The 19,160-nt window shown below is 46.9% G+C and carries 18 protein-coding genes, 2 pseudogenes and 1 riboswitch; of the genes and pseudogenes, 6 read left to right on the forward strand and 14 right to left on the reverse strand.

Annotation, left to right across the window (positions count from 1 at the left end; translation table 11 throughout):
- Positions 1-134: 134 nt before the first annotated feature.
- On the forward strand, positions 135-725 hold the full coding sequence (locus tag R7E42_RS10650; RefSeq protein ID WP_225455765.1) for a type II secretion system protein: 591 nt from the start codon (positions 135-137) through the stop codon (positions 723-725).
- Positions 726-762: 37 nt separating this feature from the next.
- Here R7E42_RS10650 and R7E42_RS10655 read toward each other — a convergent pair whose 3' ends face one another.
- The 5 genes and pseudogenes from R7E42_RS10655 to R7E42_RS10675 form a co-directional block, all read right to left on the reverse strand.
- A complete protein-coding gene (locus R7E42_RS10655) occupies positions 763-1,290 on the reverse strand; it encodes a GNAT family N-acetyltransferase (protein ID WP_064369517.1) in 528 nt (175 codons plus the stop codon).
- A 33-nt stretch (positions 1,291-1,323) separates the two neighbouring features.
- Positions 1,324-1,791 (reverse strand): HAD family hydrolase, encoded by a 468-nt coding sequence (locus R7E42_RS10660; RefSeq protein WP_318072638.1) that lies wholly within the window; start codon positions 1,789-1,791, stop codon positions 1,324-1,326.
- A 118-nt stretch (positions 1,792-1,909) separates the two neighbouring features.
- Positions 1,910-2,380 (reverse strand): GNAT family N-acetyltransferase, encoded by a 471-nt coding sequence (locus R7E42_RS10665; RefSeq protein ID WP_025768770.1) that lies wholly within the window; start codon positions 2,378-2,380, stop codon positions 1,910-1,912.
- Position 2,381: 1 nt separating this feature from the next.
- A pseudogene (locus R7E42_RS10670) lies at positions 2,382-3,112 on the reverse strand (glucose 1-dehydrogenase).
- Between the two features lie 9 nt (positions 3,113-3,121).
- Complete coding sequence (locus tag R7E42_RS10675; protein ID WP_025768771.1) at positions 3,122-3,637, reverse strand: GNAT family N-acetyltransferase; 516 nt, start codon at positions 3,635-3,637, stop codon at positions 3,122-3,124.
- 270 nt (positions 3,638-3,907) lie between these two features.
- Between R7E42_RS10675 and R7E42_RS10680 the strand changes: the two genes are divergently transcribed.
- Both R7E42_RS10680 and R7E42_RS10685 read left to right on the forward strand, forming a co-directional pair.
- Positions 3,908-5,002 (forward strand): NapC/NirT family cytochrome c, encoded by a 1,095-nt coding sequence (locus R7E42_RS10680; protein WP_005374302.1) that lies wholly within the window; start codon positions 3,908-3,910, stop codon positions 5,000-5,002.
- A gap of 22 nt (positions 5,003-5,024) precedes the next feature.
- Positions 5,025-7,472, forward strand: coding sequence for a trimethylamine-N-oxide reductase 2 (locus tag R7E42_RS10685; RefSeq protein WP_318072639.1), 2,448 nt, complete (start codon positions 5,025-5,027; stop codon positions 7,470-7,472).
- Positions 7,473-7,541: 69 nt separating this feature from the next.
- On the opposite strand, the gene R7E42_RS10690 is transcribed toward R7E42_RS10685, so the two are convergent.
- The 8 genes and pseudogenes from R7E42_RS10690 to thiD all read right to left on the reverse strand — a co-directional run bounded on the left by R7E42_RS10690 (position 7,542) and on the right by thiD (position 14,048).
- Positions 7,542-8,267, reverse strand: a complete 726-nt coding sequence (locus tag R7E42_RS10690; RefSeq protein ID WP_213886351.1) for a phosphatase PAP2 family protein — start codon at positions 8,265-8,267, stop codon at positions 7,542-7,544.
- 182 nt (positions 8,268-8,449) lie between these two features.
- On the reverse strand, positions 8,450-9,064 hold the full coding sequence (thiE, locus tag R7E42_RS10695) for a thiamine phosphate synthase (protein ID WP_238855429.1): 615 nt from the start codon (positions 9,062-9,064) through the stop codon (positions 8,450-8,452).
- A 63-nt stretch (positions 9,065-9,127) separates the two neighbouring features.
- The gene (thiM, locus tag R7E42_RS10700) at positions 9,128-9,919 is read right to left on the reverse strand and encodes a hydroxyethylthiazole kinase (RefSeq protein ID WP_318072640.1); all 792 of its coding nucleotides are present in this window, start codon (positions 9,917-9,919) and stop codon (positions 9,128-9,130) included.
- A gap of 12 nt (positions 9,920-9,931) precedes the next feature.
- A complete protein-coding gene (gene tenA, locus R7E42_RS10705; protein ID WP_005374294.1) occupies positions 9,932-10,600 on the reverse strand; it encodes a thiaminase II in 669 nt (222 codons plus the stop codon).
- 54 nt (positions 10,601-10,654) lie between these two features.
- Positions 10,655-11,605 (reverse strand): ABC transporter substrate-binding protein, encoded by a 951-nt coding sequence (locus tag R7E42_RS10710; protein ID WP_318072641.1) that lies wholly within the window; start codon positions 11,603-11,605, stop codon positions 10,655-10,657.
- Positions 11,606-11,652: 47 nt separating this feature from the next.
- Positions 11,653-12,387: pseudogene (locus R7E42_RS10715) on the reverse strand (ABC transporter permease); the annotation flags it as partial.
- Positions 12,388-12,445: 58 nt separating this feature from the next.
- Entirely contained in the window at positions 12,446-13,201 is a 756-nt protein-coding gene (locus R7E42_RS10720) for an ABC transporter ATP-binding protein (RefSeq protein WP_318072643.1), read from the reverse strand.
- Entirely contained in the window at positions 13,191-14,048 is an 858-nt protein-coding gene (gene thiD / locus R7E42_RS10725) for a bifunctional hydroxymethylpyrimidine kinase/phosphomethylpyrimidine kinase (RefSeq protein WP_005383329.1), read from the reverse strand. The genes R7E42_RS10720 and thiD overlap by 11 nt, the downstream gene beginning before the upstream one ends.
- Before the next feature lie 97 nt (positions 14,049-14,145).
- Positions 14,146-14,253: riboswitch (TPP riboswitch) on the reverse strand.
- A gap of 311 nt (positions 14,254-14,564) precedes the next feature.
- On the opposite strand from thiD, the gene R7E42_RS10730 reads away from it, so the two are divergent.
- Together R7E42_RS10730 and R7E42_RS10735 are read left to right on the forward strand one after the other, a co-directional pair.
- Positions 14,565-15,950, forward strand: coding sequence for a TldD/PmbA family protein (locus R7E42_RS10730; RefSeq protein WP_318072644.1), 1,386 nt, complete (start codon positions 14,565-14,567; stop codon positions 15,948-15,950).
- Entirely contained in the window at positions 15,950-17,293 is a 1,344-nt protein-coding gene (locus R7E42_RS10735) for a TldD/PmbA family protein (RefSeq protein WP_318072645.1), read from the forward strand. Before R7E42_RS10730 ends, R7E42_RS10735 begins: the two co-directional genes overlap by 1 nt.
- Positions 17,294-17,370: 77 nt before the next feature.
- Here R7E42_RS10735 and trmY read toward each other — a convergent pair whose 3' ends face one another.
- Positions 17,371-17,970: a tRNA (pseudouridine(54)-N(1))-methyltransferase TrmY gene (trmY, locus tag R7E42_RS10740; protein WP_017634347.1), complete on the reverse strand. Its 600-nt coding sequence runs from the start codon at positions 17,968-17,970 to the stop codon at positions 17,371-17,373.
- A 160-nt stretch (positions 17,971-18,130) separates the two neighbouring features.
- On the opposite strand from trmY, the gene R7E42_RS10745 reads away from it, so the two are divergent.
- Positions 18,131-18,655, forward strand: a complete 525-nt coding sequence (locus R7E42_RS10745) for a DUF3087 domain-containing protein (protein WP_033907183.1) — start codon at positions 18,131-18,133, stop codon at positions 18,653-18,655.
- The last annotated feature ends 505 nt before the right edge of the window (positions 18,656-19,160 follow it).

Here is a 19,160-nt window from a genome sequence, read left to right on the forward strand (position 1 = left end):
ATCTGACACATAGCGTCGTTTTGTTACACTGCTCTTTGGCTGCTGTTCTCAAGTTTGAGTGGTGTTTGTCTCTTCTTACCCCTTAAGCCTTTAATCGTAAGAAATTGGCGATATATTGGCTCGGTCTCACATGGATGTGGGGCTATTGTCTTGGGCTAGTTGAGATAAGAAACGTGAAATCAAAGGGATTTACGCTGATGGAAATCACCATAGTGCTTACCACTTTGGCTTTCATCGCATTAGCTGCTTTACCAGTATTACTCGATATTCATCGCCAAGCATACGCTGCGATGCTGCACAGTTCTCAGTCTTCTTTGGGTACGGCTCTCAAATTCTTTCATGCTCAATCAGTGATTGATAACGCTTACGGCCAAGAGCACGTTCACTACATTGACCGACATGTCAAAACACGCAAAGGCATGCCAGAAGCGAGTGCCGATAGTATTCGAGCTTTGTTAGAAATCGATCTACCAGCCAGAGGTTATTCGAAAATTGACGTGCCGTGCAAAGGCAGTGATTTTTGCATCATCGGTCAGCAGCACCCAAACAGTGCTCATTTTGTCGCTATTCCTGATTATCAGTTCTTAGATAAATCGGGTGTTGATCGCGTGGTGTACATTTGGCCGCAAGGTTACACACTGGCAGAAGAGGCATGCTATTTCTACTACGTGAATCAAGCCTCTAACGATTCAATTGTTCGAGGGCATGTGACGCAAGGGTGTTAACCCCGAATAAGTGTTGCGAACAACGGTTATCGTGAGTCTACAAATCTGGGCTTTTCGAACGGCTTTGCGCTTTATACAATATCATTTTTTGACTCATCAAGACTTTACCATTTGGCAAGGTCACTTCCCCAAGTTCCCCCTGATGTTCAAATCCAAACCGTTCATACAAAGCAATCGCTGGTGTGTTGGTTGTGTATACGTAGAGTGCGATTTGGTCGTAACCAAATTCCCAACCACGTGCGATCGCGACAGCCAACAGTTTTCGCCCCAATCCTTTGCCTCGGTAGTTTTTGTCGATGTGAATACCAAGAATACCGACGCGAAGGCGTTGCTCTCTTTCGTAACCGCACATCTCAGCTGGGTAGATTTCAACACTACCGATAAGTTTTTGGCGGTCAAACGCGACAAACTGAGGGATGGACTCGTTTTCCACACGTTGCAGGATTCTGCGAAGCGTTGCGTTATCGGGTGCTGGAGAAATCAAAAATTCCCCTTCGGAGTACACTCGATTCCACAGCGCGGTGAAGCGCGCGATATCGCTCACCTTGATGGATCTGATTTGCATTCATCTTCCTTGATTAGTGCAGGTTAGTAACGGTTAGGGGATAAGCTCAGATAAACAACGAATTTGGTTAGGAATGGCTTCGGCTGGTGCATCAGCGCCCGTTGGGTTAAACCAAATTGTGTTTACGCCCGCTTTCATCGCAGGGTAAATATCTTTGTGAGGTAAATCGCCAACCATGGTTATTCCACTCACGTTAACCCCTAACTGTTTTGCGATGGCGAGATAAAACTCAGGTTGGTTTTTAGCGATGCCGAGGTTGGCAAAACAAAAATAGTCATTTAAGTATTGGTCTAAGTCGACGCGAACAAATGCACGCTGAACCTCTTCCATGTTGGAATCAGATGCACTGGTCGCAATGTAGATGGGATGATTTTGGGAAAGTATTGCCAGTGTTTCTCTGGCTTGAGGAACTGCTTCTACGTGTTCCCAATCGCACATTTTTCCTTGTGCCTCAGGGAAATCTACCATCAAGGTGTTCCCCCAATCGAAAAGATAAATCATGTTCGAATCTCCTTATCCGCACATCATATCGTCTTTTTCTAAAATTAGGGGGTAAATTGCATCGATAAATACGATTTAGGTGGGTTTAGTCGTGAAAAGCGCTTAATTGTCGTTATCGTTACAAATGTTTCAGCATAATGCGTGAGTTAGTTTTAAAACCTTGATTATCGTAAAAGCGCTGTGCTGGCTGATTGAATTCCATCACTTCCAATCGAATTTGTGTGGCATTGGCGTCGCGCGCCCATTGCTCACAGGCTAGGAGCAGTTGGCGGCCGATTCCTTGCTGCTTTTGCGCTTCATCGACAACAATTGTTCCCACGCGACAAATTGGGTCTTTGATCAGAAAACTGACGGTGTCGTTTTGGGTGATCATCGCGGTTAAGAAGCCGAGAATTTGCTGTTCGCGTTCGGCAATCAAAAAGAGTCGCTCTTTGTTCTCTAGTGCTTGTGCAAGAAATTCTCGATCAGCTTCTGATGGCGCAACAAAGGCTTCTGGCGCATTCGCAAAATGCAGTGAATTAATTTGAAAATTAAGCTGAAAAATTTCGTCTAAATCATCGGGAATCGCTTGTCGGATATGGACTTGCATTCTATCTGCCCCCTGCAATATCGATAAATGATCCTGTGATATAAGAGGCTTCGTCACTTAATAGCCAAGCGATCGCATTTGCCACTTCTTCTACCGTGCCACCGCGTTTAAGAGGAATTTGAGGGCTGAGTCTATCTACTCGGTTTGGTTCTCCGCCGTCGGCATGCATATCAGTGTAAATGAAACAGGTCGAACGCCATTGACGCGAATATTGCGCTCTGCCAACTCTAGCGAGAGCCCTTTAGTTAAGGTATCCATCGCGCCTTTTGATGTGGCGTAATCGACATACTCAAATGGCGCGCCTGAGCGCGACGCTCCAGAGGAGACATTCACAATTGCACCGCCTGCACTGAATCGCTTCGCCGCTTCTCGACAGCAGAGAAAACAGCTATTCACATTGGTGTTCATTACTTTCTGAAAGCGTTCCAAGCTGATTTCTGACAAAGGCGATTGAGTAAATAGGATGCCAACGTTGTTGACCAAGTGCGTCACTGCACCAAATTCACGTTCTGTTTCATCAAACAAGGAGAGCACTTGCTTCTCATCGGCTACGTCTGCGGCGATGGCAATCGCTTTGCCACCGTTTGCTTGTATTTCTGCCACAACTTGGTCGGCGGCCTCTTGCTGAGTGCGGTAATTAACGCAAACGCGATAGCCTTGCTCGGCCAGCTTTTTCGCCGCTGCGGCTCCAATGCCTCGGCTTGCGCCGGTAATGATGACTACTTTATTCAAAATACGTCCTTATTTTTGTAGTGAGTAGATTTTATCGGCGTAGGGTTTGCCACCAATTTGGTATGCGTCTGGAATGACCTCAATGAGTTCGAAACCACATTTTATCAGGACACGCTCTGACGCAATATTGCCTTCAGTGACCGTCGCGGAAAAGTGGTTGATGTTATGTGTCGAGGTTGCCCAGTATAGAAGCGCTTGAAGAGTTTCTGTTCCAAACTGTTGGCCATGAAATTCCGGCAAAAGTAAGTAACCTACCTCTGCCTTACCGTTTTCAATAGCAAAGCCAGTGATGCCGATGGGTTGTTCAGATTGCTTATCGAGTATTACAAGGCAAAGCCAATGCTGGCTATTTGGGGTCCATGGTAATAATCGCGAAGCAAATTTTTCTCTTATTTCTGTTTCGCTGGGACGATCGAAACAGAGCGCAATAACCTCTTGTTCGGAGAGTAATCGTTGAAAGAGTTCCCAGTCACTGGCTTTGATGGGTCTTAATTGGCTTCTGTGCGTCTCGATATAAACTGACATGCGTGTCCTTACTGCATCAATGTGGAGATTCAGTCTCTCATTCTCTTATCTGTTTAATCAAATAGTTGCATTCATAAAAGTGATTTATGTGGTGAATGGTTGGCTAGGTAATGGATTATTGCCATATATTCATCTTTGAGATGTAAATAACAAAATTTCATACTTGAGGCATACAGAGCAACACGGAAATGATGTGGATCAAGAGAGGACTACCCATAAAGTAGTAACTTGCGACCTATAATTACATTTTATTTGGAAGTGTTGCTAATTATGTCAATAAAAAAACGATATGTTGCACTGCTGGTTGCTGCCGGCATTGGTGTGGGCTGGTTAACTTTGGGGGGGAGTGCGGCAGTAATGCATTATACCTCAGATACTGAATTTTGTCTCTCGTGCCACTCTATGGAAACCCCTTACAAAGAGTACCAAGGCTCAGTGCACTTCAGTAATGCGAAAGGCATTCGCGCGGAATGTTCTGACTGTCATATTCCTCAAGAACCAATGGATTACCTGATCACCAAAATTCGCGCGTCGAAAGACATCTACCATGAATTTGTGACAGGTAAGATCGACACGCCAGAGAAATATGAAGCACATCGTAAAGATATGGCTGAAACGGTATGGGCTCAGTTCCGTGAAAATGATTCAGCGACGTGTCGTTCGTGTCATGATTTCGATGCAATGGAAGAGTTTGAGCAATCACGTGATGCGGCGAAGATGCACGCTTACGCGAAAGCAAACGATCAAACGTGTATCGATTGTCATAAAGGTGTGGCGCACTTTGCACCAGAAGCAGAGCTAGACAGCAAGGCATTTGAAACGTTGATGAGCTTCACCACAAAAACATCACCTAATGCCAAGGTTGTTTACCCTGTGACTGAAATCGCAATGGGTGAGATGGGTAAAATTAACCCAACGACGAAGTTGGAAGTAATCAGCTCTGAAGGCGACAACCGCACTGTTAAGTTGAACGCATTCCAAATGAAAGGCGCAGAGCAAGTGCTTTACATGGGAGAAGGTCAACGTGCCATCGTTGCAACGCTAACAGAGCAAGGCCAACAAGCGCTTGAAACTGGTGAATTTGAGGCAGATGTTTACGGCAACGAATGGCGCGCGGTTTCTCTAACTGGCGCTATTGATTCTCCAGTTGTAGACACGCTTGAACCCGTATGGTCATACGCAGAAGAGTTGGACAACGTTTACTGTGCAACTTGTCACGCGAAAATTCCTTCAAATCACTTCACAGTGAATGCATGGGGACCGGTAGCGAAAAGTATGGGTGATCGAACTGATATTTCAGCCGAGAACCTAGAAATTCTAACCAAGTTCTTCCAGCACCACGCGAAAGATGTGGTTGGTCACTAACGATAAATAGAAGGATAAGATTATGACTAATATGACCCGTCGCGGATTTCTAAAAGGCACTGGTATGGCGGCTGGTGCAATGGCATTCACTTCATTTGCACCTATGTCTGTTGCGTCTTCTAATGCTCGCGGCAAAGGCATTCTAACGGCGGGCCGCATGGGCCCAATGCTGTGTGAAGTACAAGATGGTAAGTTGGTTTCGACCACCAATGCTCTGCCTCAAACGGTACCAAATAGCCTACAAAGCACCGGTCCTGACCAAGTGCACACTAAAGCGCGTGTTAAGTACCCAATGGTACGTAAAGGCTACTTGGCAAACCCATCGGCTCCCGAAGGCGTTCGTGGCAGCGATGAATTTGTACGCGTGTCTTGGGATGAGGCTTACAAGCTGATCCACGAACAGCACATGCGCATTCGTAACGAATATGGCCCGGCTTCTGTATTTGCAGGCTCTTACGGCTGGCGTTCAAGTGGCGTGCTGCACAAAGCACAAACCTTGCTGCAACGTTACATGAGCATGGCGGGTGGCTATTCAGGCCACTTGGGTGACTACTCAACTGGCGCTGCACAGATCATCATGCCGCACGTTGTGGGCTCTATCGAAGTGTACGAGCAACAAACCACGTACCCAGTGGTACTAGAGCACAGCGATGTGGTTGTGCTTTGGGGCTTAAACCCGATCAACACTCTAAAAATCGCGTGGAGCTCAACAGACTGTGCTGGTCTTGAGTTCTTCCATCAGTTGAAAAAATCAGGCAAGACGGTTATCGCTATTGACCCTATTCGTTCTGAAACCATCGAGTTCTTTGGTGAGAATGCGGAGTGGATTGCTCCTCACCCAATGACCGACGTGGCAATGATGATGGGTATCGCACACACCTTAGTGAAACAAGGTAAGCACGATAAAGCCTTCCTCGATAAATACACCGCAGGTTACGACAAGTTTGAAGCGTACCTGATGGGCGAAGAAGACGGCGTAGAAAAATCAGCAGAATGGGCATCACAAATCTGTGGCGTACCTGCGAAGCAACTTGAGCTACTGGCTGACATCTTCAGTAAAAACCGCACCATGCTGATGGCGGGTTGGGGTATGCAGCGCCAACAATACGGTGAGCAGCGTCACTGGATGCTGGTTACACTGGCAACGATGTTGGGTCAAATCGGTTTACCGGGCGGTGGTTTTGGTTTCTCTTACCACTACTCAAACGGTGGTAACCCTGCTCGTGATGCTGGCGTACTTCCTGCGATTTCGGCATCGCTGGGTGGCGGCTCTTCTGCGGGGAACGACTGGGCGGTGTCTGGCGCGGTGCAAAGCTTCCCTGTGGCGCGTATCGTCGAGGCGTTGGAAAACCCAGGTCAATCCTACCATCATAACGGTCATGAACTGACGTTCCCGGACATCAAGATGATTTGGTGGGCAGGTGGTGCGAACTTTACTCACCACCAAGACACCAACCGTCTGATCAAAGCGTGGCAAAAGCCTGAGCTGATCGTGATTTCAGAGCCTTACTGGACGGCGGCTGCGAAGCACGCGGACATTGTTCTGCCAATCACCACATCGTTCGAGCGTAACGACTTAACGATGACGGGTGACTACAGTAACCAACACTTGGTGCCAATGAAGCAAGTGGTTGAGCCGCAAGGTGAAGCGCGTAATGACTTCGATGTATTCGCGGACATGGCAGAGATGCTAGCTCCGGGTGGCCGTGACGTATACACCGAAGGCAAAACCGAAATGGAATGGCTGTACGGCTTCTACAAGGCGGCGCAACAAGGTGGCCGTGGCTCTCGCGTAGCAATGCCGAACTTCAGCAAGTTCTGGGAAGATAACCAACTGATCGAGATGAAGTGGAACGAGAAGAACGCACAGTTTGTTCGTTACGCAGATTTCCGTGAAGACCCGATCATGAATCCACTCGGTACACCAAGTGGTAAGATCGAAATCTTCTCGAAAACCATTGAAGGTTATCAGTTGGAAGACTGTCCTCCACATCCAACGTGGATGGCACCAACCGAGTACACGGGTACTGCGAAAGATGGCGAGTTGCAGCTAATGACCGCGCATGCAGCGCATCGTCTACACAGCCAATTCAACTACGCGAAGATTCGCGAAGAGTACGCAATTGCAAACCGTGAACCTATTTGGATTCACCCTGAAGATGCGAAAGCGCGTGGTATTAAAACGGGCGATCTAGTTCGTGCGTTTAACAACCGTGGCCAAGTATTGGTTGGTGCAGAAGTGACTGACCGAATCAAGCAAGGTTCAGTGTGTATTCATGAAGGCGGTTGGCCGGATTTGGATCCTAAAACCGGCATTTGTAAGAACGGCGGTTGTAACGTGTTAACGTTGGATATTCCGACCTCTCGACTTGCAAACGGCTGTGCGGCGAACTCGGCACTGGTTCGTATTGAAAAATACACTGGCCCAGAATTAGAACTAACAGCGTTTGAACCACCAAGAAATGGCTAGAAAAAAGTAGCGATTGAAAGCAAGAAGCCAGCGAATCGCTGGCTTCTTTTTATCTAGTCATCGTTCACATTAGCGCGAAGCGAGAGAAACAAACGGCATCTGTTTCTTAATCTGAAATGTCGGGAGTAAAGTAAATACAATCGCGACAAACAAGACCGAGCCTATTAAATCTTCAGGGCGATGCATGCCCAGCCATAAGCGGCTATATGCGACGCTCATTCCCCACATCCACAATGACAGTGCAGAGATATAGCACTTGTTCTGTAAGAACAAACCACCAAAGAAAGCCAAACAAATCGAAACGAAAATCGTATGGCCGGATGGGAAAGAATAGTCTTTCTCGCCTTGCCAATGGCGCGTTCGCCAATCACTGACGTGTTCAGAAATCTGGTTAATTACGTTGGCTTGCTGCTTTGTATCCAACTGATAAAACGTTTCTGGTGTTTCAATCAATTGTTCTGCTGCGAGCAATTCCGTGTATGGGCGCGGGCTTTCTGTCATCAGTTTTAGCCCCGTTTTGCTGGCAAAGCCAATCACAAGTAACAACCCTAACATTGAGAGTTTTTGCATCCACTCAATGCGACATGGTTTAAAGCGAAATAAAGAAAGCAGTAGTAGTGTTAACGTAATTAAAAAGCCTTTGCTACCAGCAGAATCTGTGAGCAAAGTAAAAGTAATACCCAGACTTTCAGGCACCTGTGAGGTGAGATCGTGATAAGAGCCAAACAGCGACATTGGGATGATGCCAAGAACAAACAAGGCGAGCATCATCAATCCATATTTTTTGGTTTTCATTGAGAGCGTTTTGTTTTTATTGAGGGTTATTCAACCACGTGAAAATAAGGGGCTTATCTTACGTTATCTGGCGTGAAAAACTTATCAAGGCTTTGTCAATTTGACGAGAGAATGAAGGTTGAGTGATGAATTGATGACATTTATCCGGAGGGTAAAGGCGCTCATCCTTAAGCGTTGGGGTCTTAATCCATCAGAGAAAGTAAGTACTCTGCTGCTTTGGTTGGGTTTTCTGCATGACAAATGGCAGAAACCAAAGCCAAACCATGTACACCTGTCGCACTCAGAACAGGAATGTTGGTTTCGTTGATGCCACCAATAGCGACGATTGGTAAGGACGTGGTGTTCAGCGCCATTTTTAAACCTTCTATACCCCAGTGTTTTTTGGTGTTGGTTTTGGTTGGCGTAGCGAAGATGGCACTCAAGCCGATGTAATCAATCGGCAGAGAGTCTGCTTCTGCCAGCTGATCTTCAGTCTCAATTGATAAGCCGAGGATCTTGTTTGGGCCAATCAATTGACGAGCGATCTCTGCTGGCATGTCTGACTGCCCGAGGTGAACCCCATCGGCATCGACGGCAAGGGCAACATCAACACGATCATTGATGATTAACGGGACGCCATTGCCTTCAAGGATAGTCTTTACGGCTTGAGCTCGTTCGATAAACGCACGCACATCGCCGTGTTTTTCGCGGACTTGTACCATGGTGACCCCACCTTCTACCGCCTTTCTTACAACGTGTTTGAGAGTGGATAAATCTTGTTGGTCGTCGGTGACCAAATACAAACGATAGGCGTTCATTATGTTTCCTTTTGCCTCCCACTGTCTTTGGAGTGAGAGGCGTTTAAAGCATTGAGAAGCGAATTATCTCACTTGTAATGTAAGACGTGTTGCAAGTGTTTCTTCATCCAGTTGGTAAAGCTCATCCAAAAGATGCATTTGCAAGCTACCTGGCCCTCGCGCTTGCTCAGCCGCAATTTCACCCACAACGCCCAGTACCGCCGCCGCAGCAAGTCCGGAGTGATCACCAACAGCAGCGAAAGCACCCGTCAGTGCCGTGAGCGTACAGCCCATTCCGGTTACGTAAGGCATCATCTCGTGACCATTATTCAACTGGACGGTTTGCTCTTTCGTGACGATGTAATCAGTCTCGCCAGAAATCACTACACTTGCACCATACTCTGCGACTAAGAAGTTGGCTGCGCCAAGTGCTGCGTCGCTGCTGTCTAACGCATCGACGCCTTTGCTTTGTGCTTGCTCGCCAGCGAGTGCAATGATTTCTGAAGCGTTACCTCGGATGATGAGTTTGTTTGCAAGGCGGGCTATTTCGCGCGAGATTTCGGTGCGCAGTGAACTTGCGCCGCAACCGACAGGGTCGAGCACAACGATTTTACCGTTCGAGTTGGCTTGCTCGACGGCATAGCTCATGCGCGGCGTCCAAACGCTGTCTAGGGTGCCGATGTTGATCACCAAAGCGCCAGCAAACGACATCATTTCTGCCATTTCTTGCTTTGAATGCGCCATGATTGGAGAAGCGCCGATCGCTAATAGTGCGTTTGCTGTGTTATTCATCACCACGTAGTTAGTGATGTTGACGACTAACGGCTTTTGCTGGCGTACTGCGGTTAATGCTTGGGTGATTTGTTCAATTAACATGAGACTCTCCGATTAATCTTGCTGAGCGTTCAGACCTTGTTGCCAGAATGCTACTTCCATACGCGTTGCGGTTTTGAATACCTGAATCAGGTTTTGACCGCGCTGGCTGTTGATATCAATTTCTGCTAGCAACTGATTAAAGTGTTCTGCCCCTTTTGCGACACCAGATTGGAATTCCTCACCACCGTAGAGGTTGATCCAACTTGCGTATGGGTTGCCTTCGATTACGGTCTTTTCATCTTCAATCAGCACCTTACCGATTACGGCATAACCGATGGAGCATGGCGCTAGTGCCGCGTATAGATCAACAAGATCGCCCGTCATGCCAGCATCTAATACGTAACGGGTGTAAGCCACAGTGCCGAAATCTTCTGGCTCGTTTTCTAAGTCGGATTCTGTCAGTCCCCATTGCTCACAGTAAGTCACGTGGTGGGCGATTTCAGAATCGAGCAATGCGTGTACGCTTGGTAGGGCACGGCGCATGTCATCCAAAGTACGTGCTTTGTAGATCGCTAATGCGTAAGCTCGTGCGTACTGCTTTAGGAAAAGAAAATCCTGCTTTAGGTAATGCAGAAAACAAGGCTGAGCCAGAGTGCCTTGCGCCAATTGCTGCACGAAAGCATGCTCAGTGTATTCTTGCCAATCTTGGCGGCAAGCGTCGATCAAATCTTGGTATTTCATTATGAGTATCTCGTTATCAAAAGACCCTAGGCTTAGATCCTAAGGTCAGTAGAATTAGTCAAAGCTCGGTACGTAATCTTTCGCTTTTGGCAGTGTTTCGATGATGTTTTGTGAATACATGAACTGCGCATAATCATCGTAGCGTTTCAGATCTACTGCGGATGGACGAAGAGCGAAACGAGTTAGCGTGTCGTTCCAAGCGCGTTGGTTAAGCTCGTTGTTGAGCGTGTCTGGTGAATAAGCCACGAACTCTTTCCACGACTCTTTTGGATGGTTAACGATGTAAGTGGTCGCTTGCTCTAGTGCTTTGTTGAATGCCTTGATGGCTTCTTTGTCGTAGGTTTTTGCATTGGCTACGAAGACCAACTCGTCATACGCTGGCACGCCGTGTTCTTCAGGGAAGAAGGCCTTAGCTTTATAACCTTCTAGTGCAAGTTGGTTGGTTTCGAAGTTACGTAGACCGCCCCAAATCGCATCCACCTTGCCAGACGCAAGAGACGAAGACAGCGCCCAGCCTACGTTGATGATTTGTACGTCAGAAAACTTCACGCTCTCTTGAGCGAGCATGGTGCCGATTGTCGCTTCTTCGTTGCCTGCGATCGCAATACCGATCTTCTTGCCTTTTAAGTCGCCAAGGTTTTCATTCTTACCGTTGTCCAACACCATCAGCGTGTTGAGTGGCGTAGCAATCAAAGTCGCAGAGCGGATTAGTGGCAAACCAGCCGCGACATCGATAGTTAGGCTTGGTTGGTAAGAAATCGCCATGTCGACTTTACCCGCCGCGACCAACTTAGGTGGCGTGCTTGGATCTGCTGGCTCTTGAATGTTGACCTTCAAACCTTGTTCTTTGAAGTAACCACGTTCTTTGGCAATAACGATAGGACCATGGTTTGGATTGACGAACCAATCCAACATCAGTGTCATCTCTTTTTCAGCTGCAAGCACGTTGGTTGATACCACTGAAGCGAGTAGAGCAGCAGCGCTCATAAGTTTGTTTTTATTCACGGGGTTCTTCCTTTTCTTTCCCAATTTTCTTTGGTTATTTTCTGTAATTACTTGCTTTCCCAAGGGATGGCTTTTTTCAATAATTTATCGGTGATGAAGTAGAGTGAGATAGACAGCACGGCGAGGATAAACAGCGCCGCAAACATCTCGTCAATGATCATGCGAGCGTTAGCTTGGAGCATCAGATAACCCAAGCCTTCACTTGAACCTACCCACTCACCGACCACTGCTCCAATTGGCGCAATAACGACGGCAACACGAATACCTGAAGCTAAAGTTGGTAGGGCGGCTGGCAATTGAATATGACGGAGTAACTGCCATTTAGACGCACCCATGGTCTTGGCAAGGTCGAGGTAACCTGTTGGTGTATTGCGCAAGCCGTCGTAGCAACATGTCGTGACGGGGAAAAAGATGATGATTGCCGCCATGACGACTTTCGATGCAATGCCGTAACCCAGCCAAAGCATCAGTACTGGCGCGATGGCGAACACGGGGATCGCTTGGCTAGCAATTAGAATGGGCAGTAACCAACGCTTCAGCGGTTCGAACATCAGCATTTGCAATGCGAACAGCAAACCCATTGATAATCCAAGCGCCAAGCCAAGTAAAATCTCTTGCGCGGTAACCCAAGTATGTTTGAGCAGGACATCGTAACGAGTGACCAATCTATCCAGCACTTCAATTGGTGAAGGTAAGATGAAGCTTGGCATGTCGAATACCACCACGACCAACTGCCACAATCCCAAGATCACCGCTGTGCTAATGACCAAGCGCAGAGCCGGATGGGTCACGCGTTCTTTTTTACTAATGCGTGACGAAACGGAGTTGTACTGAGTCATATCACTCATAGTCTTTCTCCAGTTGATCCAAAATCGCCTGTTGTAGCACTGCGCACTCTCCATCGAGAACTCTTGGAGGCTTGGAATCCGGAACAACCAAGTGCTGAGCTTGCGCAGGTGTGCCTTGCAACACATAGAGTTGGTGAGCTAATCGCACCGCTTCTTGTGGGTCGTGGGTAATAAGAACAACCGTCTTGTCTTTCAGTACTTCGGCAGACAAGGTTTGCAACTTATGGCGAGTCACCGCGTCCAATGCAGAGAAAGGCTCATCCATCAGAACCAGAGGCTTGTCTTGCATCAGAGTGCGAGCAAGGGCAACACGCTGTCTCATGCCGCCAGAGAGCTGAGCTGGCTTAGCATCCGCGTAATCGGCGAGTTCCACTTGGTTTAGTAAAGCCAGTGCACGTTGTTTATTTTTCTCTGGTGCTTGCTCTTGAGAAAATCGAGAACTGAGGCAGACGTTGTCTAACACATTCAACCACGGTAGCAATAAATCCTGCTGAGCCATGTAAGCGATACGGTCATGCAGTGCAGCGCCATCCGTTGTGATGAGTTCGCCATGCCAGTCAACTTGGTCATCCAGCAGGCCAGCTAAGTAACGCAATATTGTGGTTTTCCCGCAGCCACTTCGTCCGAGTAATACCGTCCATTTACCGACGGGAATGGTCATGTTCATTCCTGCTAAAGTCGGTGTTTGGCTATCTTTGTATCGCAGACTAGCATCGGAAAGCTGAATGCCAATCGCGTTAGCGAACATAAGTATGACCCGCAAAAAAGTGGTTCACAGGGCCATGGCCTTTACCTACATCCAATTCATCAGCGTGTGCGATAGCTTGGCTGATGTACTGCTTACCCAGGTGCACCGCTTTGTGTAGGTTGTTGCCTTGGCCAAGATAAGACGCGATAGCAGAAGACAGCGTGCAGCCTGTGCCATGAGTGTTTTTGGTTGGAAAGCGTTTAGCGCTGATTAACTCGGCACTGTCTTGCATGATAAGCAGATCGTTGCTGTTTTCATTTTCTTCAAGGTGACCGCCTTTGAGCAGAATAGCTTTGGCGCCAAGCGCACGAAGGTCGGTAATCATATCGTTCATTTCAGATTCTGATTGAGGCATTGGCTTACCCGTCAATGCTGCGCCTTCGGGTAGGTTAGGGGTAATGATGTCTGCGAGCGGAATCAATTCTTCTTTTAAAGTGCTGATTGCCGACTGTTCCAGTAATAGATCACCGCTAGTGGCCACCATTACAGGGTCAATCACGAGGTGTTTTGGCTGGTATTGCTTAATTTTGTCTGCAACGACTTTGATGATGTTGGAATCGGCCAGCATGCCCACTTTGACTGCAACGATGTTGAGGTCGGTAAATACTGCATCAAGTTGGCTCTCTACATGGTCGAGAGGAATGGGGAAAATCGCAGAAACGCCTTGGGTATTTTGCGAAGTAATCGCCGTGATTACCGAGCAAGCAAAACTGCCGGTTGCGGACATCGCTTTGATGTCGGCTTGAATACCTGCACCGCCACCACTGTCTGAGCCCGCGATGGTCAATACGATAGGGGTAGGCAAGGCTGGCGTGTGATGTGAATGAGGTTGTGATTGCTGCGTCATGGTCGCTCCTACTACAAGACGTATAGGAACTGACTTTGACCGTTGCAGATAGATCGATTTTTCGATCGCTATCGCTTATCTAAGAGGGGCGACGAAAGGCAAAGTGTGCATAGTTCCCTACGTCAGTGCTAACTGAATCAGGTTCAACGGGTCTCGAATTTCGATCTCAGCCAACACTTGTCGTGTGGCCCCCCGACTATTTCGTTCGGATGATAGCAGGACCATTGCGGAAGGGATACGTTTTTTGAGCGTAATTATAATGAGTATTCAATTATGCGAGGTGAGTGATAAAGTAAGCACCTAAATGGTTTGCTGGGTGGAATTTACTAGTGCAACGCTCTGGTGAATGAGCAGAACCTGGAATATTTAATAAATAATCGTGGTCTCGTTAAGCAAGGATTAGCACAAAACAAGGTTAAAAAACTGTTAAAATTTAACGTGTTGCCAATTTAACTTTGTTGAACTTTTTCACAGTTAATTAGGATGGCTAAGACGATCATCGAGCAAGGAGACTTCATGCTTAATTCTGTAACAGCGAAGTCAGTGATCGATCATGCGCTCTTTTTGGGGGCTGATTTCGCTGAACTATTCGTTGAACATCACCAAACCAACACTGTCCAGATCGCATCTGGTGAAGTGGATAAGGTTAACTCGGGTATCGATTTTGGTATCGGTATTCGTCTTTTTTTCGGTCATAAGGTGCTTTACGGTTACACCAACAGCACAGATGAAGCCGAACTAAAGCGCGTAACCTCGCTGCTTGCTGCAAAAGACAAGCGTGAGCAAATCGCGTCAGCGGGTTCTTTGAATTTGAACCGCTACCCAATCCAACATGGTTGCCGCATGCCACTAAGTAAGGATGCTAACCTAGATTCAAAAATCGCGTTTCTATTGAAAGTTGACCAAGCCGCACGTGCTGAGAGTGAGCATATCAGCCAGTTTATTGGCAGCGTGCTTCAGCGTGAACAACAAGTGTCTATCTTCAACTCAGAAGGTCTACACGTTGACGATACTCGTCATTACATCCGAGTTGCTGGTAATACCGTCGCTCAAAAAGGTAATGAGCAGTCTTCTGGTATGGAAGGTCCTGGCGCTCTTGCTGGTTGGGAATTCAGTGAACAGCTTGATGCCAAAGAGCTAGGTCAAACTATCGCGCAACAAGCGTTGGTAAAACTTGGCGCGGATGCTTGTCCATCGGGTGAAATGCCAGTGGTAATTGGTAACGGCTTTGGCGGCGTAATCTTCCACGAAGCGTGTGGTCACTTGCTAGAAACCACTTCAGTTGCGAAGAAAGCTTCAGTATTCCACGACAAGATGGGCGAAATGGTTGCTCACACCGCGGTGAACGCAGTCGATGATGGCACCATGACCAACGAATGGGGCTCGATTCACGTTGATGATGAAGGTATGAAGACTCAGCGCACTCAGTTGATCAAAGACGGTAAGCTAACCAGCTTTATGGTCGATAAAATGGGTGGCATGAAGACAGGTTACGAACCTACGGGGTCTGGTCGTCGTCAAAACTACAAGTTTGCACCAACCTCGCGTATGCGTAACACCTTTATCGAAGAAGGCGAGCATTCACTTGATGACATGCTGGCAGGCATCGAGCGTGGTATCTATGCGAAGAAGATGGGTGGTGGTTCGGTTCAACCGGGTACGGGTGAGTTTAACTTTGCTGTTCGTGAAGCTTACCTCATTGAAAATGGCAAAATCACCAAACCTCTGAAAACAGCAACGCTGATCAGCACGGGTCCAAAAGTGTTGAAAGAAATCAGCATGGTCGGCAGAGACATGGCGCTTGCGCCGGGCATGTGTGGTTCAGCAAGTGGTTCAGTACCAACAACAGTCGGTCAGCCAACGCTGAAAGTCGATAACATTCTGGTAGGAGGCGGTAACTAATGAGCCAAGAACAACAACTTCTCAATGCGGTTGATTACGTCCTATCAGAAGCAAAACGCCAAGGTGCAGAAGCGGACGTCATTGTAAACCGCAACAGTAGCTTTTCTTTGAAAGCGTACCAAGGAAAGCTGGATGAGTACAAAGTAAGCTCAAGCCAAGTTCTGGGTGTTCGTGTTGTGAAAGATGCGCGCGTTGCGACAAGCTACTCTGAGTCGTTAGAACAACCAAGCTTAGATTTGATGCTGACTAATGCACTGCAAAGCGCTCGTTTTTCCAAGCAAGATGAACATCAGACCATTAGTTGTGTGAACAGCCAAATCACGACTGACGTGGCTGAGATTGCTCAAGAAGACACAACTTCGGTTGATGAAAAAATTGAACTGTCTCTCGCACTTGAGCAAGGCGTAGTGGCTCTGCCTCACGCTTCTAGCGCACCTTACAATGGTTACAGCGATGGCGAAACACAACTGATCATTGCCAATACTCAAGGCACATTGTGTCAACACTTCGAGCGCTCGTTCACTTGTTACGCGTATACCTTGTTTGAAAAAGACGGCAAACAGTCAATGGCGGGTAGAATGTCACTTGGTCGCCGTTTTGATGAGTTGAATCCAGCTCACTGTATAGAAGGTGGCTACAACCTTGCTCGTGATCTTCTGGAAGGCGCTCCGGTTGCGACAGGTAACTACCCTGCTATTTTCCACATCAATGCGCTAGCAAGTTTATTCGGTGCTTTCGGCAGTGCTTTCTCTGGCGTAAGCGCGATGAAAGGCATTACGCCACTGGGTGACAAGCTTGGTCAACGTGTTGCGAGTGATTTAATTACCTTTACTGATACGGCTTACATGCCAAATGGTATGGCAATCGCGAGTTTTGATAGTGAAGGCTTCGCTACTCAAGATAATGTCATGATTGCTAATGGTGAGTTGAAAACCTTGCTACACAACAGCCAGACCGCAAGTTACTTGGGCACAGTCTCGACAGCAAGTGCCGCTCGCGGTGCAAAATCGAGCCTAGACGTATCAGCGAATCACAAAGTGATTGCGACGGGTAACAGCAGTGCGTCAGAAGTAAAAGCGGGTGAGTACCTAGAGTTAGTCGAACTTCAAGGTGTCCATTCTGGTGCGGATGCAGTGAGTGGTGATTTCTCATTTGGCGCGAGTGGTTTCTTGTGCCGTGATGGTAAGCGCATTCAACCAGTTCGTGGGATCACGGTAGCGGGTAACTTCTACAATATGCTGCAAGAAGTTGAGGCAGTAGGTGATACTCAGCTAATTAACGATAGCCGAACTTTCTTCTCGCCAGACGTTCGTTTTGCTCGTTTGAGCATTGGTGGTAAGTAAACTTAGCATTACTATAGAAACAAAAAGAGGACTCAATAGAGTCCTCTTTCATTATCTAGCAACGTGTGCGCGAATAACTAGAATTCGCGTATGTCCAACTCATTGTGGATCAATACTACACACTGAGAAGCGAAAAGCATCTTAGGACCTAAGCTGATCTTCTCTGTGCCAAGGCGCTTTAAGCTGTTAAAAGACTTTTTCGGCATCGGTATATGGTCAGTTAGCAAGAAACATGGATTTTCACCAATTTCTGCATCACGAACAAATTCGCCTTTCTTATCCAGCATATATAGTTGGTGATCTTCTGCCAGTTCTTGTACTAGGCGTTCAAAGCTCACTGTACGAACGGTAATACCAGGTTCGACTTCACGAAGTTGCTCTTTACCCATACCAACCGAAGCATCCAAAGCGCGAGCCACTGCTGCAATCAAGGTTGACTCATGGAAGCCGCCAATGTTGGTGATGTCGTTGGAGCGAATAGTAATGGTGCGTGAGAAATCTTTTGTGCTTTCTAAAACCAAGTGAACAACCACATCTTCACGGTGTGATTGAGCAACGAACATCGTGTTCATCATGGTATGAGCAAGAATCTCTGTATGCGCTTCATTACCAACACCTTCTAACAGTGCTTTGCTGGTGGTTGGCGCCGCGCGAGCTCGTAAAACAAAAGAGCGCATGAATTTAGCCTCTATATAGGAAGAGTGAATGCGCGGAAGTATATACCCAAGCAGGGAAGGGATGCGAGTTTAATAGCAAATGTGAACTTACTTACAAAGCTTCGATTGTGGAGCTGGGTGTGCTGGCTAGAATAGGAGGCAACCCTGTTAGGAGTGGTATATGGAAATCAAACAGATAAATAAAGACATTTATAAAAAGAAAGTAAACCTTGTGATTGGCGGTTTTGTTGCGTTGCTCGCCATCTCCTCTCTTGCCTTTAGTACCTTGTTGATTGTTTTGTTTGGCAACACTGAAGTCGTACCAGAACAATCAACGGGCAATTTCCATTGGAATTTGATTGGTGTCGTTCTCGCAGTTGCAACTTCCCTCTCTTTATTGAATCAAATTAAAACTCGACCATACATGGAAGAAGTGCTGTACGTTTGGAAACTCAAGCAGCTGCACAACAAGATCTTTCGTAAGCTAAAAAGCATTAAAGCAGCCGCGAACAATGGCGATGTAAAAGCGCTGACGATCCTTAAGTTCTACTATACGACTCAAAGTCAGGTGTTTGAGCTAGACAACAACACACTGACGATGAGCAGTGTAAATAAAGAATTGGAGGCTATCGAGCAAATCGAAGCGGCGCAATCAATGAGTCTCGATATCACAGGCTTTGAAGAGTCTTGGCTAGACACATATTGATTGCCTATTTGCTACTTGAAGTTAACAACTGAGTGCTAAAATTAAGCGTTTGAGTGAGATTTAATCATTCGACGCTTTTTTTTGATTTTTTTTCTGAAAAGGGGTTGCCAAGAAAAATCATCTCCCTATAATGCGCCTCCGTTGTCAGGGCAAAGCGGAAACGCAAAAGCGTTTGGCAAGAAGGCGAAAGAAAACTTCTAAAAATTAATTTAAAAAAGTGTTTGACACTGAAAATTAATTCCTTAGAATACGCCTCCGCTTCGATAGCAAAGCTTACGAAGCAAGCTCTTTAACAATATAGACCTATCAATCTGTGTGGGCACTCGTTGATGATAATCCAATTAGAAGCTTCGGCTTCAAATTAGGTTTCAATGAAACGAAGTGACCATTGAATCTTCGGATTCAGCACAGTCAATTCAAACATTACTTTATGTAATGTTCAGTATTCATTGAGCCGAACAAAATCTTAAATTGAAGAGTTTGATCATGGCTCAGATTGAACGCT

This window comes from Vibrio sp. Vb1337, assembly GCF_033338715.1.
Classification (GTDB): Bacteria; Pseudomonadota; Gammaproteobacteria; order Enterobacterales; family Vibrionaceae; genus Vibrio; species Vibrio alginolyticus.

Bases quoted from the DNA above. Each gene is read 5' to 3' on its own strand.
- R7E42_RS10745 (WP_033907183.1), top strand. From the start codon at position 18,131: ATGGAAATCAAACAGATAAATAAAGACATTTATAAAAAGAAAGTAAAC.
- trmY (WP_017634347.1), bottom strand. From the start codon at position 17,970: ATGCGCTCTTTTGTTTTACGAGCTCGCGCGGCGCCAACCACCAGCAAA.
- R7E42_RS10665 (WP_025768770.1), bottom strand. From the start codon at position 2,380: ATGCAAGTCCATATCCGACAAGCGATTCCCGATGATTTAGACGAAATT.
- thiE (WP_238855429.1), bottom strand. From the start codon at position 9,064: ATGAACGCCTATCGTTTGTATTTGGTCACCGACGACCAACAAGATTTA.
- R7E42_RS10720 (WP_318072643.1), bottom strand. From the start codon at position 13,201: ATGTTCGCTAACGCGATTGGCATTCAGCTTTCCGATGCTAGTCTGCGA.
- R7E42_RS10655 (WP_064369517.1), bottom strand. From the start codon at position 1,290: ATGCAAATCAGATCCATCAAGGTGAGCGATATCGCGCGCTTCACCGCG.
- thiD (WP_005383329.1), bottom strand. From the start codon at position 14,048: ATGACGCAGCAATCACAACCTCATTCACATCACACGCCAGCCTTGCCT.
- thiM (WP_318072640.1), bottom strand. From the start codon at position 9,919: ATGTTAATTGAACAAATCACCCAAGCATTAACCGCAGTACGCCAGCAA.
- R7E42_RS10660 (WP_318072638.1), bottom strand. From the start codon at position 1,791: ATGATTTATCTTTTCGATTGGGGGAACACCTTGATGGTAGATTTCCCT.
- R7E42_RS10680 (WP_005374302.1), top strand. From the start codon at position 3,908: ATGTCAATAAAAAAACGATATGTTGCACTGCTGGTTGCTGCCGGCATT.
- R7E42_RS10650 (WP_225455765.1), top strand. From the start codon at position 135: ATGTGGGGCTATTGTCTTGGGCTAGTTGAGATAAGAAACGTGAAATCA.
- R7E42_RS10690 (WP_213886351.1), bottom strand. From the start codon at position 8,267: ATGAAAACCAAAAAATATGGATTGATGATGCTCGCCTTGTTTGTTCTT.
- R7E42_RS10675 (WP_025768771.1), bottom strand. From the start codon at position 3,637: ATGTCAGTTTATATCGAGACGCACAGAAGCCAATTAAGACCCATCAAA.
- R7E42_RS10730 (WP_318072644.1), top strand. From the start codon at position 14,565: ATGCTTAATTCTGTAACAGCGAAGTCAGTGATCGATCATGCGCTCTTT.
- R7E42_RS10685 (WP_318072639.1), top strand. From the start codon at position 5,025: ATGACTAATATGACCCGTCGCGGATTTCTAAAAGGCACTGGTATGGCG.
- tenA (WP_005374294.1), bottom strand. From the start codon at position 10,600: ATGAAATACCAAGATTTGATCGACGCTTGCCGCCAAGATTGGCAAGAA.
- R7E42_RS10735 (WP_318072645.1), top strand. From the start codon at position 15,950: ATGAGCCAAGAACAACAACTTCTCAATGCGGTTGATTACGTCCTATCA.